We start from the raw sequence: 17,583 nt of genomic DNA, 5'->3' as shown, positions 1-17,583 counted from the left end.
TCAGGCCAGGCTTTGAGTCAAACCTTGACGACGTTCACTGACGATTCAATGGGCTTGCAAACGGTGTCGACAGTAAAACCTGTCGAGGCCCCGCAGCAGTGACTACGCTTGCTGGAGGTGTCACCACGAGTGTTCCCATGCAAGCGTTGTTGCAGTACTTCAAGGCCATGCTCAACCCCGGGCCCGGGGTGTTGCTGTTTGCCCTGCGAACCATCGCGGCCGGTTTGTTGACACTGTATCTGGCGTTTTTGTTCGATCTGGACCAACCCAAGTGGTCGATCATGGCCGTGGTCATCATCAGCCAGCCACTGGGCGGCATGGTGCTGGCGCGCAGTTTTGGCCAAGTCATCGGTACCACCATGGGGGCGGTCGTAGCGGTGGCAATCATGGCGATATTTGCGCAGGCACCGCTGCCGTTCATCACCACCCTGGCCCTGTGGCTGGCGCTGTGCACCGCTGGTGGCACACTGTTGCGCTACACCAGCTCCGGAGCATTCGTGCTTAGTGGCTACACCGCCGTGGTCATTGCATTGCTGGCGATTCCCGATCAGGACGGTACCTTTTTGCTGGCGGTGACCCGCCTCACCGAAACCTTGCTGGCGGTTGCCTGTGTGTGCGTGGTCAGCCTGCTCACCGCCCGGCCGGAAGCTGTGGCACGGGACTACTTCGCCAGGATCGATCAAATCACCCGGTTGCTGGCCACCCATGCCAGCGCCGTCATCCGCACCGAAGAGAGCGAAGCGGATTTCCAGCAGCGACAAATGCAGCTGTTGGGGCAGATCAGCGGCCTGGAGGGCGTGCGCCGGCACATGTATTACGATGCGCCGCGATTGCGCAGTGCCAACGGACTGGTGCAACTGTTGGGCAATCAATTGGTGTTGTTGACCGCGCGGCTGACCGCCTTGCGCCACCAGCGGCTGTTGTTGACCGAGCGCTGGGAAGGCGAGCTACCTGAAGAAATTCAACGGCTGCGCGCCGAAGAACTGGCCTTTCTCGATGAACTGGCGCGGGAAGGGCGTTCGCTGTCCAGTGAAAAGCGCCATCATCTCACGTCGCTGCAACAACGCTTTGATGAGCTGGCCTACAGGGCCGAACAATTGAGCGAGCCGCTGCCGGCCACCTTGCGCTCGCTGGCCTGGTCATTGCGCTGGGAGCAGGCACGCCTGCTGCAGCAGCTTGAGCAGATTCTGGAGTTGAGTGATGCCATCCAGAGCGGGCGACCCGCCAGCAGCATGTTTCGCGGGCGGGAAAACCCGCTGCACCTGGACTTCACCCTGGCAACCATGAATGCCGTCCGGGCCTTTTCCGCGCTGTTGATCGCCGGCCTTATCTGGATCGAAACCGGCTGGGACGGTGCGCGAGGCGGGATGGTGCTGGTGGGCATCCTGTGTTCGCTGATGTCGACGTTTCCCCGGCCGCTGCTGGCCGTTCAAAGCTATGCGCGGGGGTTCGGGCTGGCGCTGTTGGCCTCGGCACTGCTTCAGTTCATGTTTGTGCCGATGATCAGCAATTTCGAGATGCTTGCCTTGTTGCTGGCGCCCTTGCTCTACGCCGTTGCGGTGGGTCTGGCCAGTCCCGCCACTACAGGTACCGGCATTGGCCTGGGGCTCACGACTTTTCTGTTGCTCGGCCCGTTGAACGTGGGGATTGGCCAGAACACCGCGAGCCAGTGGTTCGAGTTTGCCGGGGCTTATACCTGCGCGACCGTGCTGGCGTTGAGTGTGTATGCGTTGATCTTTCCGTTCATGCCGGATTTGCGCATGCGCCGGCTCCATAAAGAGAGCTGCGAACAGGTGTACGCCTTGCTGAAAACCTCGGCGACCGATGAGCAGCAGTTTGCATTCGAGAGCCGTATGGTCGATCGCCTGACCATGATGCTGGGGCTGCTGCCGGCGACCCGGGAGCCACAATCGCGTGAGCGGTTCCAGGTCAGCCTGGCCTGCATGGCACTGGGTATCGCCTTGAATCAGCTCAGGCAGCAGGGGCAAAACAACGCTCTGCTGAGTCCGGATCTGCAAAGTCGCCTGTTTTCGACAGTGCGGGAAACTGGGAGGCTGGTCGCCGGTCGACCCGGGGTCGAAGTGGCGCAGGTGCTCGATAGCCTCCACACCCTGGGCGACGAACTGGATGCCCTGCATACCGATGTTCATGAGCACTTGTGGTCGGTGTTCCGTATGCGTGTGGCGCTGTTGATCGTGGTGTCGTTCGTCGAGCGCTATCGCGGCTACTTTCAACCCGCAGGCCTTGAAGGAGACCCTGTCCTTGCCCATTGATCTGGAAGTGGGTGGTGCCTACCTGCCCCCGATTGCTCAGGCGCTGCTGCTGGGCGTGCCGATTTTCCTGCTGCTGGACTGGACGTTGCGGCGCCTCGGTGTGCTGCAGTTTGTCTGGCACGAAGCGTTGTTCGAAGGCGCGCTATACGTCTGCGTCTGCGCCACGTTGATCCTGGTGATGGGAGCCTGATGCCTTGAAGAACATCCTTTCCCGACTCACGACGCTGGCGGTGGTACTGCTGGCCGTTATCCTGGGCTGGTTCGCGTGGGAGCATTACACCCGCGCCCCCTGGACCCGGGATGCCCGGGTGCGTGCCGATGTGGTGACCTTATCCGCCGACGTTTCGGGGCGAATCGTCAGCCTGACCGTGCAGGACAACCAGCATGTGAATAAAGGCCAGGCGCTGCTGGAGATCGATCCGGCGCGTTACACCCTGGCGGTGGAGCATGCCAAACGTGCCGTAGAGGTGGCGAAAGCCTCGCTCGGGCAGGCCCAGGCGACCATTACCGCCAGCGAAGCGTTGCTCAAACAACGTCAGAGCGAAGAGCAACGGCGGCGCACGCTCAAGGATCGTTCGGCGATTTCCGGCGAAGAGTGGGAAAAAGCCAACACCGATGTGTCGGTGGCCCAGGCCGACTTGCTGCGTAATCAGGCCAATCTGGTGCTGGCCCAGGCCAACGTGCAACTGGCCATCGCGGCATTGACCCAGTCTGAACTCGATTTGCAGCGTACCCACGTCGTTTCCCCGGTGACCGGCTATGTCACCAACCTGCTGACCCGCGAGGGCGACTACGCCTCGGCCGGCGGTCCATTGCTGGCGTTGGTGGACAGCGATTCGTTCTATGTCAGCGGTTACTTTGAAGAAACCAAGTTGCCGCGGATCGGGGAGGGCGACCGGGTCAAGATCGAATTGATGAGTGGCGAAACGTTCGGCGGCAAAGTGCAGAGCATTGCCTTCGCCATTGCCGACCGGGAAAACCTGCCCGGTGGCCGCTTGCTGGCGAATATCAACCCCAGTTACACCTGGATCAAACTGGCGCAACGGGTGCCGGTGCGGATCGAGATCGATGCCGGCTATGCCGGTAAAGACAAACTGAGGGCGGGGACTACTGCTACTGTGACCGTCCAGGAAACCCAAAAACCTGGAGATCACCGCTAACCCTGTGGGAGCGAGCTTGCTCGCGATGACGGACTCACATTCGAAGATGATGTCGACTGACACATCGCTATCGCGGGCAAGCCCTAATGCCGATCAGTTAAGCGTTTGAACACTGCAAACCTTGTGGGAGCGAGCTTGCTCGCGATGACGGTTAGTCAGTCACACAAGGGGTGCCTGACGGTCCGCTATCGCGAGCAAGCTCGCTCCCACAATGTCCGGGGCTTAACTGACTGGCATTAGGGCAAGCCCGCTCCCACAGGGGGAATGTGTTGTTTTTGATAGACAAAAAAAAGCCCCGCGACCGAATGAGACGCAGGGCTAAGGAACGGGTTGGCTGCGGCCAACCAAAGGAGCATTTCAAAACATCGGGTCAGTTGCTGGCGACCGTCTCCGGCTGCCAGCCACCGCCAAGGGCCTTGTAGATCGCGACGATGCCGCGATACAGATCGACTTCAGCCTGGGCCTGGGTGTCTTCGGCGGCCAGGCGTTCCCGTTGGGCGTCGAGCAGCACAAGGAAATCGGCCGTGCCTTCGCGGTAGCGGATCTCGGCGAGATCGGCTGCGGAACGGCTGGACTCACTCTGACGAATCAGCGAAATCAGACGCTGCTGGCGTTTGCCGTAGTCGCTGAAAGCGTTTTCCGATTCTTCCAGGGCCAGCAACACTTGCTGCTCATAGGTCGCCAGGGCGCCTTCGGCATCGGCGTCGGCACCGCGCAAACGGGCCTTCACACTGCCCAGGTCAAACGCCGCCCAGGTGATGCTCGGGCCGAGCGCCCAGGCGTTGGCCGCCGAGGAGCCGATCTGCGAACCGCGCCCGGCGGTAAAACCGAGGAAGCCGCTGAGGCTGACCCGCGGGAACAGATCGGCCTTGGCCACGCCGATACGCGCCGTGGCCGAGGCCAGTTGGCGTTCGGCACTGCGAATGTCCGGACGGCGTTGCAGCAGTTCCCCCGGATCACCGATCGGCAGGGCCTTGGCAATCGCCGGCAGGTCTTTCGGGCTCAGGTCCACGGTCAGCTTGTCCGGACGTTCACCCAGCAGGGTGGCGATACGGTTTTTCTGCCGAATCTGTTCGGCCTGCAATTGCGGCACGCTGGCTTCGACCGACGCCAGTCGCGCATCGGCCCGTTCCACATCAAGCTGATCGCCGACGCCGGCATCCCGCAGGCTGACGGTGATCTTGCGCGACTCCTGCTGGTTCTCCAGGTTGGCCAGGGCGATTTTCTCCCGCAGTTGCGCACCGCGCAGTTGACCGTAGGAATCCACCAGTTCGGCAATCATGGTGACTTGCAGTTGGTACAGATCGGCCTCGAACGCCTGCTGTTCGGCGTTGGCCGACTCCAGGTTGCGCTGGATGCGGCCGAACAGATCGACCTCCCACGCCATGTCCAGGCCCAGGTCGTAGCGTTCGCTGTTGACCCGGTCGGTGGTCTGGCCGGGAATCTGGCCTTTGCCCAAATCACTGCTGACGCGGCTGGTGATGGTCGGCATGGCGTCGTTGCTGACGTCATCGCGGATCGCCCGTGCGGCTTTCCAGCGGGCGAAAGCGACGCGTAAATCGCGGTTGCCTTGCAGGGATTGCGTCACCAACTGGTTGAGGGTCGGGTCTTCGAACTGTTGCCACCAGATGCCTTCGAAACGGGAACGGTCAAAATTCTTCTGGCCGGCGGCGCCATCGGTGGCGGCCGTGATGTTGGCCGCCTCGGTGGTTGGCGTCTTGTAGTCCGGGCCCACGGCACAGGCACTCAGGGCCAGTACCAGCAGGCTCGGCAGGAAGGCTTTCAAACTCATCAGTGCGACTCCAGCTTCAGGGCGGCCTTGGCGGCTTTGCGCGCTTGGCCACGCTCGACAAAGTTACGAATCAGTACGTAGAACACCGGCGTCAACAACAGTCCGAAGAAGGTCACCCCAAGCATCCCGGAGAACACAGCTACACCCATGGCATGACGCATCTCGGCACCGGCACCGCTGGAGAACACCAGAGGCACGACACCCATGATGAACGCGAAGGAGGTCATCAGGATCGGCCGCAGACGCAGGCGGCAAGCCTCCAGGACCGCAGCCAGCGGGTTGAGGCCTTCCAGCTGTTTGTCCTTGGCGAACTCGACGATCAGGATCGCGTTCTTACAGGCAAGCCCCACCAATACGATCAAACCGATCTGGGTAAAGATGTTGTTGTCACCGCCAGAGGCGATCACACCGGTAATGGCCGACAGCAGGGTCATCGGTACGATCAGGATCACCGCCAGTGGCAGGCTCCAGCTTTCGTACTGAGCTGCCAGCACCAGGAACGCCAGCAGTACGCAGAGCGGGAACACGAACAGCGCGGTGTTGCCGGACAAGATCTGCTGGTAAGTCAGGTCGGTCCACTCGTAAGTCATGCCGTTGGGCAGTTCTTCCTTGAGCAGTTTCTCGATGGCTTTTTCCGCTTGGCCGGAGCTGTAGCCGGGGGCTGCCGCACCGTTGATTTCGGCGGTGATGAAGCCGTTGTAGTGCATCACGCGATCCGGRCCCGAGGTGTCGCTGACCTTGATGAAGGTCGCCAGCGGGATCATCTCGCCTTTGTTGTTGCGCACTTTCAGCTGACCGATCTGGTCCGACTCGAGGCGGAACTGTTGTTCGGCCTGAACGTTGACCTGATAGGTGCGCCCGAAGCGGTTGAAGTCGTTGGCATACAGCGAACCCAGGTAAATCTGCAGGGTGTCGAAGATGTCGCTGACGGCCACGCCGTGGGTCTTGGCTTTTTCCCGGTCGATGGCAGCATCGACCTGCGGCACGTTCACCGTATAGCTGGTGAACAGGCCGGCCAGTTCCGGCACGTTGTGGCTCTTGGCGATGATGTTCATGGTTTCCTTGTACAGCTCTTCGTAGCCCAGGTTGCCCCGGTCTTCGATTTGCAGGCGGAAACCACCGATGGTGCCCAGGCCTTGTACCGGCGGCGGCGGGAAGATCGCCATGTAGGCTTCCTGGATGTTCGCGTACTGGCCGTTCAAGGCCCCGGCAATTGCTCCGGCGGACATGCTCGGGTCTTTACGCTCGTCGAACGGTTTCAGGGTCACGAACACGATGCCGGCGTTCGGGCTGTTGGTGAAACCGTTGATCGACAGGCCAGGGAAGGCCACCGCACTTTCCACGCCAGGCTGTTTCAGCGCCAGCTCGGACATGCGTTTGATCACGTCTTCGGTACGGTCCAGGCTGGATGCATCCGGCAATTGCGCGAAGGCCACCAGATATTGCTTGTCCTGGCCGGGGACGAAACCGGTCGGGGTGCTGGAGAAACCGAAGAAGGTCAGGACCATCAGGCCGGCGTACAGCAGCAGGGCGATGCCACTGGAGCGGATCACGCGGGCAACGGTGCCGACATAACCATGGCTGGCTTTCTCGAAGAAACGGTTGAACGGACGGAACAACCAACCACCGAAAATCTTGTCCAGCACCTTGGAGAACCGGTCTTTCGGTGCGTCGTGGCCTTTGAGCAACACGGCGGCCAGCGCCGGCGACAGGGTCAGCGAGTTGAAGGCCGAGATCACCGTGGAAATTGCAATGGTCAGGGCGAACTGCTTGTAGAACTGGCCCGTCAGACCGGAGATGAACGCCGCCGGAACGAACACCGCACACAGCACCAGTGCCGTGGCAATGATCGGGCCGGTCACTTCACGCATGGCGCGTTTGGTGGCTTCGACCGGGGTCAATCCGAGTTCGATGTTACGTTCGACGTTCTCCACCACCACGATCGCATCGTCCACCACGATACCGATCGCCAGTACCAGGCCGAACAGCGACAAGGCGTTGAGCGAGAAGCCGAACAGATGCATCACGGCAAAGGTACCGATCAGCGAAACCGGCACGGCCACCAACGGAATGATCGAGGCGCGCCAGGTTTGCAGGAACAGGATCACCACCAGCACCACGAGGATCAGCGCTTCGAAGAGGGTGTGAACCACCGCTTCGATGGAGCCGCGCACGAAGATCGTCGGGTCATAGACGATGCTGAAGTCCATGCCTTCGGGGAAGCCCTTCTTCAGCTCGGCCATCTTGGCCCGCACTTCGTTGGAGATTTCGATGGCGTTGGAGCCAGGGCGCTGGAAGATCGGGATCGCCACCGCCGGCTGGTTGTTCAGCAGCGAACGCAGGGCGTACTGGCTGGAGCCCAGTTCGACGCGGGCGATGTCCTTGAGGCGAGTGATTTCACCGTTGTCGCCAGAGCGAATGACGATGTTCTCGAACTCTTCCTCATTGACCAGACGACCCTGAGTATTGACCGACAACTGGAAGCTTTGGGCATTCGGGGCAGGGGGCGCGCCCAAGGCACCGGCAGCCACTTGACGGTTCTGTTCGCGGATGGCCGTCACAACGTCGGTAGCGGTCAGGTTGCGCGAAGCGGTCTTGTTCGGATCGAGCCAGACGCGCAGCGAGTAGTCGCCCATGCCGAACAGTTGCACGTCACCGACGCCGCCCAGCCGCGCCAGTTCATCCTTGATGTTCAGGATCGCGTAGTTGGACAGATAGAGCATGTCGTAGCGTTTGTCCGGCGAGGTCAAGTGCACAACCATGGTCAGGTCGGGCGACGCCTTGTCCACGGTGATACCGATGCGCGTCACTTCCTCGGGAAGTTTTGGCTCGGTCCGGGTCACGCGGTTCTGCACCTGCACCTGGGCGTTGTCCAGGTCAGTACCCAGGGCGAAGGTGATGGTCAGGGTGATTTTGCCGTCAGCGGTCGACTGCGAGGACATGTACAGCATGTTCTCGACACCGGTGATGGCTTGCTCCAGCGGCGCGGCCACGGTTTCACCGATGACCTTGGGGTTGGCCCCCGGGAAGTTGGCGCGAACCACCACGGTCGGCGGCACCACTTCCGGGTATTCGCTGATCGGCAGCTGGAACAGCGAGATCGCACCGGCGATCAGGATCAGCAGCGACAGCACCGCTGCGAAGATCGGCCGCGAAATGAAGAATTGGGAAAAATTCATCGTAAAAATCCCTTAACCGCGTGGGGTCGTGGCAGCCAGTTTCACAGCCGTGCCCGGCGCAACCCTGGCAGGCGCGACTTGGGGCAGGTTGCTGGCTTCCAGCGCTTGACGTTGTTGTGCGAGTGCCGCGAGGGTTTGTTCGCTGGCCATCGGAATCACTTCAGGGGTGACCGGTGAACCAGGACGCACCCGTTGCAGGCCCTTGACGATAATCGTGTCGTCCTTGTTCAGGCCGTTGCGCACGATGCGCAGACCTTCGATCTTCGGACCCAGCTCCACCGCGCGGTAGGCGGTCTTGTTGTCGGCATCCATCACCAGCACGAACTTCTTGCCCAAGTCGGTGCCGACCGCTTCGTCGTTGATCAGCATGGCACTGTAGGTACCGCTGCCCACCAGTTTCAGGCGTGCATACAGGCCCGGGGTGTAGCTGCCATCGCTGTTGTCGAACACGGCGCGACCACGGATGGTGCCGGTTTTCGGGTTGACCTGGTTGTCGACGAAGTTCATCACGCCCTGGTGCGGGTTGCCGTCCTCGTTGGACAGGCCCATGTAAACCGGGGTGGTGGCGCCGCGTTTGCCCTGGCGAGCGAGCTCGGTGTACTTGAGGAACACACGCTCGTCTGCATCGAAGTAGGCGTACACCTTGTCGGTGGAGACCACGCTGGTCAGCGGGGTGGTGTCGGCGGTCACCAGGTTGCCCGCGGTGATTTCCGCACGGCTGACGCGGCCGCTGATGGGGGCGGTGACGCGGGTGAAGCTCAGGTTCAGCTTGGCCAGGTCCAGTTGCGCTTGCAGGGCACCGACGGCGGCGCGGGCTTCCTGGGCGGCGCTGGTACGCGAATCGGCCAGTTCGGCGGAAATGGCGTTGCTGGTGCGCAGGCGTTCACCGCGCTGGGCTTCGTTTTCGCTGCGGGTAGCATTGGCGCGCGATTGTGCAACCAGGGCTTCGAGGCGGCGGACCTCAGCCTGGAACGGACGCGGGTCGATCTGGAACAGCAGGTCGCCTTTCTTGACCAGGGCGCCTTCTGTGAACGCCACTTCATCGATCTGGCCGGAGACCCGCGGACGGATCTCCACGGTTTCCGGCGCTTCGAGGCGCCCGGTGAATTCGTCCCACTCGTTGACCGGTTGTTCCAGCACCTTGGCCACGCTGACCTTGGCCGCTGGCATGCTGGCGGCGGTCTCCGGGGCCTTGCCGCAAGCGCTGATCACCACTACGGCCAACAAAGCCAACGGGAAGCGCAAATGTTTGAATGACTGTTCCATGGATGCATCCGCCAATGTGTTGAGATTGGCGAATGATGCGCGGCGGGCTTGTATCTCACGAATCGAATGGGGCGAAGGTAACTATCATTCGGAATGATATGAGAGGCCAAATCAGCTCTCTAGCCTGCGCCTTACGCAGAGGTCTATCAATCAGGTCGATGGCAATTCTGTGTTGCCGAAAAAGCATTAATCAGTCTTGAAACAGAGGTGTGGCCTTCGCGAGCAGGCTCGCTCCCACACTGGATCTCATCAGCCATTGGTTTAACGGGGTCCAACGGCCTGCGCTGTGCCAATTTCGTCACCGCCAATGCCCAAACCCGTCAAGCCATAACGCCTCGGATAGACCACTCTGACCGGTCTGTCCAAGGAGATGACCATGATCCGACTGACCCTGATCGAAGCCCGTGAGTTGGCCGAATCGATCTTGTTGCACAACGGTTTTAATCTGGCCCATGCACAAGCGGTGGCGGCGACGGTGCTTGTTGGCGAACGTGATGGCTGTGCCTCCCACGGTTTGTACCGGATTCTGGGGTGTGTCAATTCCCTGCGGGCCGGCAAGGTGTCAGCCGATGCCGAGCCACAGGTGATCGACCAGGCGCCGTCGATCGTGCGGGTGGATGCTGGCGGTGGGTTTTCGCAGTTGGCGTTTCAGGCGGGGTTGCCGTTGCTGGCGCAGAAAACCCGGGCCAACGGCATTGCGGCGTTGGCAATCAACCGCTGTGTACATTTCTCGGCGCTGTGGGTGGAGATCGAGCAACTGACTGCTACCGGTCTGGTGGCACTGGCGTGTAATCCGAGCCACGCCTGGGTGGCGCCGGCTGGAGGACGACTGCCGGTGTTCGGCACCAATCCCATTGCCTTCGGTTGGCCGCGTGCGGGACAAGATCCGTTTGTGTTCGACTTCGCCACCAGCGCGATTGCCCGTGGTGATATCGAACTGCACCGGCGTGCCGGCAAGGCGATTCCCGAAGGTTGGGGCGTCGACGCCCAAGGCCAGCCGAGCACCGACGCCAACGTGGTGCTCGACAGCGGCGCGATGCTGACGTTCGGCGGGCACAAGGGTTCGGCGCTGGCGGCGATGGTGGAGTTGATTGCCGGGCCGCTGATCGGTGACCTGACCAGTGCCGAGTCGTTGGCTTACGACGGGGGCAGCAAGTCGTCGCCGTACCATGGCGAGTTGATCATCGCCCTGGACCCTCGGCGCTTTCTGGGGGACGCCACTGAAGAACATTTGGCCCGGGCCGAAACGTTGTTCCAGGGCATTGAGGGGCAGGGCGCACGCTTGCCGTCGCAACGACGTTACGCGGCGCGGGTACGCAGCCTGGTGGAAGGCGTGCAAATTCCCGAGGCGCTGTACAACGACCTCAAGGCCTTGCTCGCCTGATTGAATCAAAGTGCTCAATCCTGTGGGAGCAACTATCTTCACCATGCCACTCGTCACCGCCATCGCGAGCAGGCTCGCTCCCACAGTAATTTGAGTAGTTCGCAGATTTTGCATACAGCCACTGAACCTGTGGGAGCGGGCTTGCCCGCGAAGGGGCCGGTACATCCAGCATCCGCATCGCCTGACACACCGCTATCGCGAACAGGTTCGCTCCTACAGTTCTTTGTGTGGTTCTCTAGATTGAGTCGCGTTGGCTGCTGCCATCCACCAGCCGTGCAATCCCCAGCGGGTTGGCGTTTTTCAAGGCGTCGGGTAGCAAGGCGTCCGGGCAGTTCTGGTAGCACACCGGACGCAGGAAGCGTTCGATGGCCAGGCTGCCGACTGACGTGCCACGGGCGTCGGAGGTTGCAGGGTAAGGCCCGCCATGGACCATGGCATCGCAGACTTCGACCCCGGTGGGGTAACCGTTGAACAGTACCCGGCCGACTTTTTGTTCCAGCAGTATCAGCAGGTCCGCATGGGTCTGAAGATCCGATGCTTCGCCAATCAATGTCGCAGTCAGTTGCCCGTGCAAGCTGTTCAACGCCTGGCGCAGCTCAACCTTGTCCGCCACTTCAACGACAATGGTGGTCGGCCCGAACACTTCTTCCTGTAGCAGCGGATCCCCATTGAGCAGCAGGCTGACGTCGGCCTTGAACAGTTGCGGCCGCGCCTGATTGCCCTGCTGGTCGCGGCCCGCCAGGTGCGTCACGCCCGGATGCTCGAGCAAGGCCCGCAGCCCTTTTTCATAGCTGCCGAGGGTGCCGGCATTGAGCATGGTTTGCGCCGGTTGTGCGGCCATCAGGTGGCTTAGTCGCGCAATGAACGCCGTCCATTCAGGGGCGCGAATACCAATGACCAACCCCGGATTGGTGCAGAACTGCCCGCAACCCTGGACCACCGATGCCACCAGTTCACCGGCGATCTTCTCGCCGCGCGCACGCAAGGCTTCGGGCAATACCAACACTGGATTGATGCTGCTCATCTCGGCGAACACCGGGATGGGTTGTTGGCGTGTGGCGGCCATGTCGCAAAGGGCACGGCCACCTTTGAGCGAGCCGGTGAAACCGACGGCCTGAATCGCCGGGTGCTTGACCAGCGCTTCACCGACACCCGCGCCGTAGATCATGTTGAACACACCCTTGGGCATGTCGGTCTGCTCGGCGGCGCGCAGGATCGCATCGGCCACGCATTCGGCGGTTGCCATGTGCCCGCTGTGGGCCTTGAACACCACCGGGCAACCGGCGGCCAGGGCCGCTGCGGTATCGCCGCCAGCCGTCGAAAAGGCCAACGGAAAATTGCTGGCGCCGAACACTGCCACCGGGCCGACGCCGATCCGGTACTGGCGCAGGTCAACCCGTGGCAGCGGCTGACGCTCCGGCAGGGCACGGTCGATGCGCGCGCTGTAGAAATCGCCCCGACGCAGGACTTCAGCGAACAGACGCATCTGGCCGCTGGTGCGGCCGCGCTCGCCCTGAATCCGGGCGCTGGGCAGGGCGGTCTCACGGGTCACCAGGGCAACGAACTCGTCATCCAGGGCATCCAGTTGCGCGGCGATGGCTTCAAGGAATTGCGCCCGGCGCGTCGCCGGCAAATTACGAAAGGCTGGATAGGCGGCCGCAGCGGCCTGGGCGGCCGCGTCGACTTCTTGCGCGGTGGCTTGCACGAAAGAGTAGGGCAGTGCTTCGCCGGTGCTGGCGTCATGGCTGTTCAGGATGATGCCGCCGACGGCGCTGCGTGTACCGCCGATGTAGTTGTGGCCAAGGATCTCAGACATCAAAAAAGCTCCTGTCGAAAAATGGGGTAGCAACACAAAACCTCTGTGGGATTTACTCAGGCCAGAGAATCGGCCCGGCGTGGGCTGGTCGGGGCTGGGTCCAGCGCAGCAACCCGCGCCGCCGACTCGGCATCCACCTGGCGCAATGACTTGCCACGGGTCTCGCGGGTCAGGCCGACAGCCACCACGGAAATCAGCGCGGCGCCCACCAGATACCAGGCGATCGGAGTCGAGCTGTGGTACTTGTTGAGCAAGGTGATGGCGATCAGCGGTGCAAGGGAGCCGGCGAAGATCGGCGCCACCTGGTAGCACAGGGACAGAGCCGTGTAGCGTACGTGGGTCGGGAACAGTTCAGCCATCAGCGCCGAGTAAGGCGCATAAGTCATCGACTCGATGGCCAGGCCCAGGGTGATGGCGGCCATGATCAGCCAGTTGTTGCCGGTGTCCATCATCGGGAAACCGATAAAACCCCAGAACGCTGTGAGCACCGCGCCGGTCAGGTACACCGGCTTGCGCCCGACGATGTCCGACAGATAGCCCATCAGCGGGATCAGGAAAAAGTGCACCAGGTGCGCGCCGAACATCAGCAGCAGAATTTGCGAAGTGTCCTTGTGCACCACCAGTTTCAGATAGGTAATCGAGAACGTCACCACGGTGTAGTAGAGGATGTTCTCGGCAAAGCGTGCGCCGATTCCCACCAGCACCGAACGCCAGTGATGACGCAGCACTTGCACCACACCGAGCTGTTGCTGTTTGGTCTGTGCCTGACGGGCCTGGGCTTCCTTGAAGATCGGCGCGTCATCGACGCTGGTGCGAATCCAGTAACCGATCAACACGACTACCGCCGAGAACCAGAACGCCACGCGCCAGCCCCAGGCAAGGAACTGTTGCTCTGACAGGTTCGACGACAACAGCAGCAGGGCGACCGTGGCCACCAGGTTGCCGGCCGGCACCCCGGCTTGCGGCCAACTGGCCCAGAAGCCCCGACGATTGTCCGGGCAGTGTTCGGACACCAGCAGAATCGCGCCGCCCCATTCGCCACCGAAAGCGAAACCCTGGATCAACCGCAACAGCACCAGTAGCACCGGCGCTGCGTAACCGATCTGCTCGAAGCCAGGCAGGCAACCCATCAGGAAGGTGGTGATGCCGACCACTACCAGGCTCAGTTGCAGCAGGCGTTTGCGGCCGAATTTGTCACCGTAGTGACCGAATACCAAACCGCCCAACGGCCGGGCGAGAAAGCCGACCGCGTACAAGGCGAAGGCGGCGATGATGCCGTCGATGGGGCTGTCGGTCTGGCGGAAGAACAGCTTGCCGAAAACTAATGCCGAGGCGGTGCCGTAGAGAAAGAACTCATACCATTCGGCGACGGTGCCAGCCATGGCGGCAGCCACTACGCGTTTGAGTCCCGAGGGTGTGGTTGCGCTTTGCGTGTGTTGAGGATTGGACATGCTGACGTTCCTTGTTGAGGCGCAAAAAACGGGCAGCCGGGCCGGGTCCGCATAGACCCGCCCGGCAATCACTCAGAGACCGACGTCCGGCAGTTCCGGGCGGTTGGCCAAGGCCTTGGCCATGATCTGCTCGACGAACACGCGATCCGCTTCCGGAAGGGCCAGGCGTGGCGGACGGGTCAAGGCGCTGCCGCGACCGGCGATGGCTTCGCACAGCTTGATGCATTGCACCAGGTCGGCGCGGGCATCGAGGTGCAGGATCGGCATCAGCCATTCGTAGATCGGCATGGCTTCGGCGAAACGACCGGCCTTGGCCAGACGGAAGATGGTTTCGCCTTCTTTGGGGAACACGTTGGACATGCCCGAGACCCAACCTTCGGCACCCACGGCAATGCTTTCCAGCACCACGTCGTCGAGACCGGCGAACAGCACGAAACGGTCACCGACTTCGTTGCGCACGTCGATGAAACGACGGGTGTCGCCGGAAGAATCCTTGAAGCACACCACGTTGTCGCAGTCGGCCAGGGAAATCAGGATGTCCGGGGTGACGTCGTTCTTATAGATAGGCGGGTTGTTGTAGACCATCAGCGGCACGTCGGCGTTTTTCGCGACGTAGCGGTAATGCTCGGCGGTCTCGAACGGCTTGGAACCGTAGACCAGCGCCGGCATCAGCATCACGCCATCGACGCCGACCCGGCGTACGGCATTGGCGACCTTGGCCGCTTGTATGCTGGTGAACTCGGCCACGCCGCAAATCACTGGTACGCGACCACGGGCGGCATCGACAGCGACCTCGGTCACGGCGATTTTCTCTTCGGCGGTCAGCGAGGTGTTTTCACCCACCGAGCCGCAGACCACCAGGCCCGACACGCCGTCGCGGATCACGTTGGAAATCACCTGATGGGTTTTTTCCAGGTTGATGGAGAAGTCATCGTTGAATTGAGTGGTCACCGCTGGGAAGACGCCACTCCAGTTAATGCGCTTGCTCATTGTTGCCTCCGGTTCGTTTATTGTATTTCGTATACGATATAAAAAATGACAATGCTCGGCTAGTGCTTTTTTTGGTTTTCAGGGGTTTTTACTGGCCGTTGGTCTGGGGGTTCAGGGGTTGCGTGATCAAGCGCCGGGCCAAGTGTCGGACAGGCGATAGCCTTGTGGCCACGGATCGCTTGGGTCGAGCAGCAATTGATGGGTGCCGGTGATCCACGCCCGGCCGGAAATGCACGGGTAAATCGCGGCGCGGCCGGCGACTTCGGTCAACGAATCAATGCGGCAGTGGAACTCGGAGCCGATAATCGAACGGCCGACAAAGCGCTCGCCAACCTGCATCAAGCCTTTGGCCTGCAACACCGCCATGCGCGCCGAGCAACCAGTGCCGGTGGGGGAGCGGTCGATCTTGCCCGGTTGAATCACTACCGCATTGGCGCCGGTGGCGATGCCGTTCTCATGGACGATGGGCGCGGCGATCTGGCAGAAGGAAATGTGTGACCACTCGGGATTCAGCGGATGCACGAAGCCCAGTTGTTCGTTGGCCGCTCGAGTGATTTTCAGCCCGACCGCCACCAGATCGGCCGCTTCATCCGGGCGGATGGAGAAACCCAGGCCTTTGGCATCGGCAATCACAAAACTGTCGCCACCATAAGCGGTGTCAACCTTCAGCGAGCCGATGCCTTCGACTTCAATCCACGCATCCAGTCGATCAGCGAAGGACGGCACGTTTTTCACTTCCACCCGTTGCACCTTGCCATCCCGGCAGTCGGCCACGGCTTCGATCAGGCCGCCGGGCGCTTCCAGCACCAGGCGGGTTTGCGGCTCGGTCATGGGCAGGATGCCGCTGTCGAGCAATACGGTGGCGACGCACAACGAATTGGAGCCGGACATCGGCGGGGTGTCCGCCGGTTCCATGATGATCCAGGCCATCTGCGCCCGTGGGTCCTTGGCCGGGACCAGCAGGTTGACGTGACGGAACACGCCGCCGCGGGGTTCGTTGAGGACGAAGTTGCGCAGGGTTTCGTCCCGGGCGATCCAGCGCGACTGTTCCCACACGGTGGCGCCGGGCGGCGGGGCGACACCGCCGACGATCACGTCGCCGACTTCGCCTTCGGCGTGGCAGCTGACTACATGAATGACTTTTGATGAACGCATGGTTTGATCCTTGTTTTGTCTGTGCGGGCCTCATCGCGAGCAGGCTCGCTCCTACACTCTTCGATATGCACCGCTAACCCTGTAGGAGTGAGCCTGCTCGCGATTGGGCCGTTAGTTATTTCACCGATTTGAGAAACGCCGCTGTTTCCGCATGCACCGGATTGCCAATCACCTGATCCGGCGAACCAATCTCATGCACCAGGCCATTGCGGAAGAACGCCACACGGTCGGACACGTCCCGGGCAAAGCGGATTTCGTGGGTCACCAACACCATGGTCATGCCGTCTTCGGCGAGCATGCGCATGGTGTCCAGCACTTCACCGACCAACTGCGGGTCGAGGGCCGAGGTGGCTTCGTCAAACAGCATGTAGTCCGGCGACATGGCCAGTGCGCGGGCGATGGCCATGCGTTGTTGCTGCCCACCGGACAGCTTGCCAGGGAAAGTCTTGAGCTTGTCGCCCAGACCGACGTGGGTCAGTTGCTTGACCGCCAGCTCCTCAGCTTCAGCCTTGCTTTTTCCCAGCACCTTGCGCGGCGCGAGCATGACGTTTTCCAGCACCGTCAGGTGCGGGAAGGCATTCCATTGCTGGAACACAATGCCGATTTTCTGCCGCAGGCGATTGAGGTCGGTGGCGCTGTGATGGACCTCGACGCCGTCAACGCGGATGTTGCCTTTCTGGATCGGTTCCAGGCCGTTGATGCACATCAGCAAGGTCGATTTGCCGGAGCCGGAGCCGCCGATGATCGACACCACTTCGCCCTTGTTCACCGTCAGGTTGACGCCCTTGACCACTTCGAGGTTGCCGAAGGATTTATGTACGTTGTCGATCTCAATCATTTTCTTGCCACCTTCTTTCCAGACGAGCGCCCAGGCGTGCGACCACCAGGCTCATGACGTAGTAGATAAGGCCCGCGATGCACAGCACCAGCAACGGTTCCTGGATGCGGGTGACGATGGTTTGCGAGGCGCGCAGCAGTTCGACGATGCCGATCCACATCACCAGCGCGGTGTCTTTCATTACACCGAGCACCAGGTTCAGCCAGCCGGGGAACGCTACTCGGGTGGCCATCGGCAGGACGATCCAGCGCAAGTCCTGCAAGAAGCTCAGCCCTAACG

At 61.5% G+C, this 17,583-nt stretch carries 12 protein-coding genes and 1 pseudogene; 4 read left to right on the top strand and 9 right to left on the bottom strand.

Annotated elements, in window-relative coordinates:
- Positions 1-137: 137 nt before the first annotated feature.
- Genes AC1DU9_RS23845 through AC1DU9_RS23835 form a run of 3 tightly spaced genes read left to right on the top strand, consistent with a single transcriptional unit; the run spans position 138 to position 3,433 of the window.
- Complete coding sequence (locus AC1DU9_RS23845) at positions 138-2,273, top strand: FUSC family protein (protein ID WP_223458095.1); 2,136 nt, start codon at positions 138-140, stop codon at positions 2,271-2,273.
- On the top strand, positions 2,263-2,463 hold the full coding sequence (locus AC1DU9_RS23840; RefSeq protein ID WP_108217534.1) for a DUF1656 domain-containing protein: 201 nt from the start codon (positions 2,263-2,265) through the stop codon (positions 2,461-2,463). The genes AC1DU9_RS23845 and AC1DU9_RS23840 overlap by 11 nt, the downstream gene beginning before the upstream one ends.
- Before the next feature lie 4 nt (positions 2,464-2,467).
- Positions 2,468-3,433, top strand: coding sequence for an HlyD family secretion protein (locus AC1DU9_RS23835; protein WP_457265995.1), 966 nt, complete (start codon positions 2,468-2,470; stop codon positions 3,431-3,433).
- Positions 3,434-3,803: 370 nt separating this feature from the next.
- On the opposite strand, the gene AC1DU9_RS23830 is transcribed toward AC1DU9_RS23835, so the two are convergent.
- Genes AC1DU9_RS23830 through mexE form a run of 3 tightly spaced genes read right to left on the bottom strand, consistent with a single transcriptional unit; the run spans position 3,804 to position 9,670 of the window.
- The gene (locus tag AC1DU9_RS23830; RefSeq protein ID WP_457265920.1) at positions 3,804-5,225 is read right to left on the bottom strand and encodes an efflux transporter outer membrane subunit; all 1,422 of its coding nucleotides are present in this window, start codon (positions 5,223-5,225) and stop codon (positions 3,804-3,806) included.
- Positions 5,225-8,404 (bottom strand): efflux RND transporter permease subunit, encoded by a 3,180-nt coding sequence (locus tag AC1DU9_RS23825; protein WP_477810871.1) that lies wholly within the window; start codon positions 8,402-8,404, stop codon positions 5,225-5,227. Before AC1DU9_RS23825 ends, AC1DU9_RS23830 begins: the two co-directional genes overlap by 1 nt.
- Before the next feature lie 12 nt (positions 8,405-8,416).
- On the bottom strand, positions 8,417-9,670 hold the full coding sequence (gene mexE / locus AC1DU9_RS23820; RefSeq protein WP_218427956.1) for a multidrug efflux RND transporter periplasmic adaptor subunit MexE: 1,254 nt from the start codon (positions 9,668-9,670) through the stop codon (positions 8,417-8,419).
- 376 nt (positions 9,671-10,046) lie between these two features.
- Here mexE and AC1DU9_RS23815 point away from each other — a divergent pair, with 376 nt between their 5' ends.
- A complete protein-coding gene (locus AC1DU9_RS23815) occupies positions 10,047-11,054 on the top strand; it encodes an Ldh family oxidoreductase (protein WP_223458085.1) in 1,008 nt (335 codons plus the stop codon).
- Between the two features lie 235 nt (positions 11,055-11,289).
- Here the strand turns inward: AC1DU9_RS23815 and AC1DU9_RS23810 are convergent, their stop codons facing one another.
- The 6 genes and pseudogenes from AC1DU9_RS23810 to AC1DU9_RS23785 all read right to left on the bottom strand — a co-directional run.
- Entirely contained in the window at positions 11,290-12,870 is a 1,581-nt protein-coding gene (locus tag AC1DU9_RS23810) for an aldehyde dehydrogenase (NADP(+)) (RefSeq protein ID WP_477810870.1), read from the bottom strand.
- A 56-nt stretch (positions 12,871-12,926) separates the two neighbouring features.
- Positions 12,927-14,321: a fosfomycin efflux MFS transporter AbaF gene (abaF, locus tag AC1DU9_RS23805; protein ID WP_223458081.1), complete on the bottom strand. Its 1,395-nt coding sequence runs from the start codon at positions 14,319-14,321 to the stop codon at positions 12,927-12,929.
- Positions 14,322-14,393: 72 nt separating this feature from the next.
- The gene (locus tag AC1DU9_RS23800) at positions 14,394-15,311 is read right to left on the bottom strand and encodes a dihydrodipicolinate synthase family protein (RefSeq protein ID WP_007997732.1); all 918 of its coding nucleotides are present in this window, start codon (positions 15,309-15,311) and stop codon (positions 14,394-14,396) included.
- Between the two features lie 126 nt (positions 15,312-15,437).
- Entirely contained in the window at positions 15,438-16,466 is a 1,029-nt protein-coding gene (locus tag AC1DU9_RS23795) for a trans-3-hydroxy-L-proline dehydratase (protein WP_008018645.1), read from the bottom strand.
- 115 nt (positions 16,467-16,581) lie between these two features.
- Complete coding sequence (locus AC1DU9_RS23790; protein ID WP_047530195.1) at positions 16,582-17,304, bottom strand: amino acid ABC transporter ATP-binding protein; 723 nt, start codon at positions 17,302-17,304, stop codon at positions 16,582-16,584.
- Positions 17,297-17,583: pseudogene (locus AC1DU9_RS23785) on the bottom strand (amino acid ABC transporter permease); the annotation flags it as partial. The gene AC1DU9_RS23790 and the pseudogene AC1DU9_RS23785, both read right to left, overlap by 8 nt.

This window comes from Pseudomonas sp. P4_C1, from assembly GCF_056402155.1.
This window is presented reverse-complemented; position numbering and strand designations above follow the sequence as displayed.

Bases quoted from the DNA above. Each gene is read 5' to 3' on its own strand.
- AC1DU9_RS23795 (WP_008018645.1), bottom strand. From the start codon at position 16,466: ATGCGTTCATCAAAAGTCATTCATGTAGTCAGCTGCCACGCCGAAGGC.
- AC1DU9_RS23800 (WP_007997732.1), bottom strand. From the start codon at position 15,311: ATGAGCAAGCGCATTAACTGGAGTGGCGTCTTCCCAGCGGTGACCACT.
- AC1DU9_RS23790 (WP_047530195.1), bottom strand. From the start codon at position 17,304: ATGATTGAGATCGACAACGTACATAAATCCTTCGGCAACCTCGAAGTG.
- mexE (WP_218427956.1), bottom strand. From the start codon at position 9,670: ATGGAACAGTCATTCAAACATTTGCGCTTCCCGTTGGCTTTGTTGGCC.
- AC1DU9_RS23815 (WP_223458085.1), top strand. From the start codon at position 10,047: ATGATCCGACTGACCCTGATCGAAGCCCGTGAGTTGGCCGAATCGATC.
- AC1DU9_RS23810 (WP_477810870.1), bottom strand. From the start codon at position 12,870: ATGTCTGAGATCCTTGGCCACAACTACATCGGCGGTACACGCAGCGCC.
- abaF (WP_223458081.1), bottom strand. From the start codon at position 14,321: ATGTCCAATCCTCAACACACGCAAAGCGCAACCACACCCTCGGGACTC.
- AC1DU9_RS23830 (WP_457265920.1), bottom strand. From the start codon at position 5,225: ATGAGTTTGAAAGCCTTCCTGCCGAGCCTGCTGGTACTGGCCCTGAGT.
- AC1DU9_RS23845 (WP_223458095.1), top strand. From the start codon at position 138: ATGCAAGCGTTGTTGCAGTACTTCAAGGCCATGCTCAACCCCGGGCCC.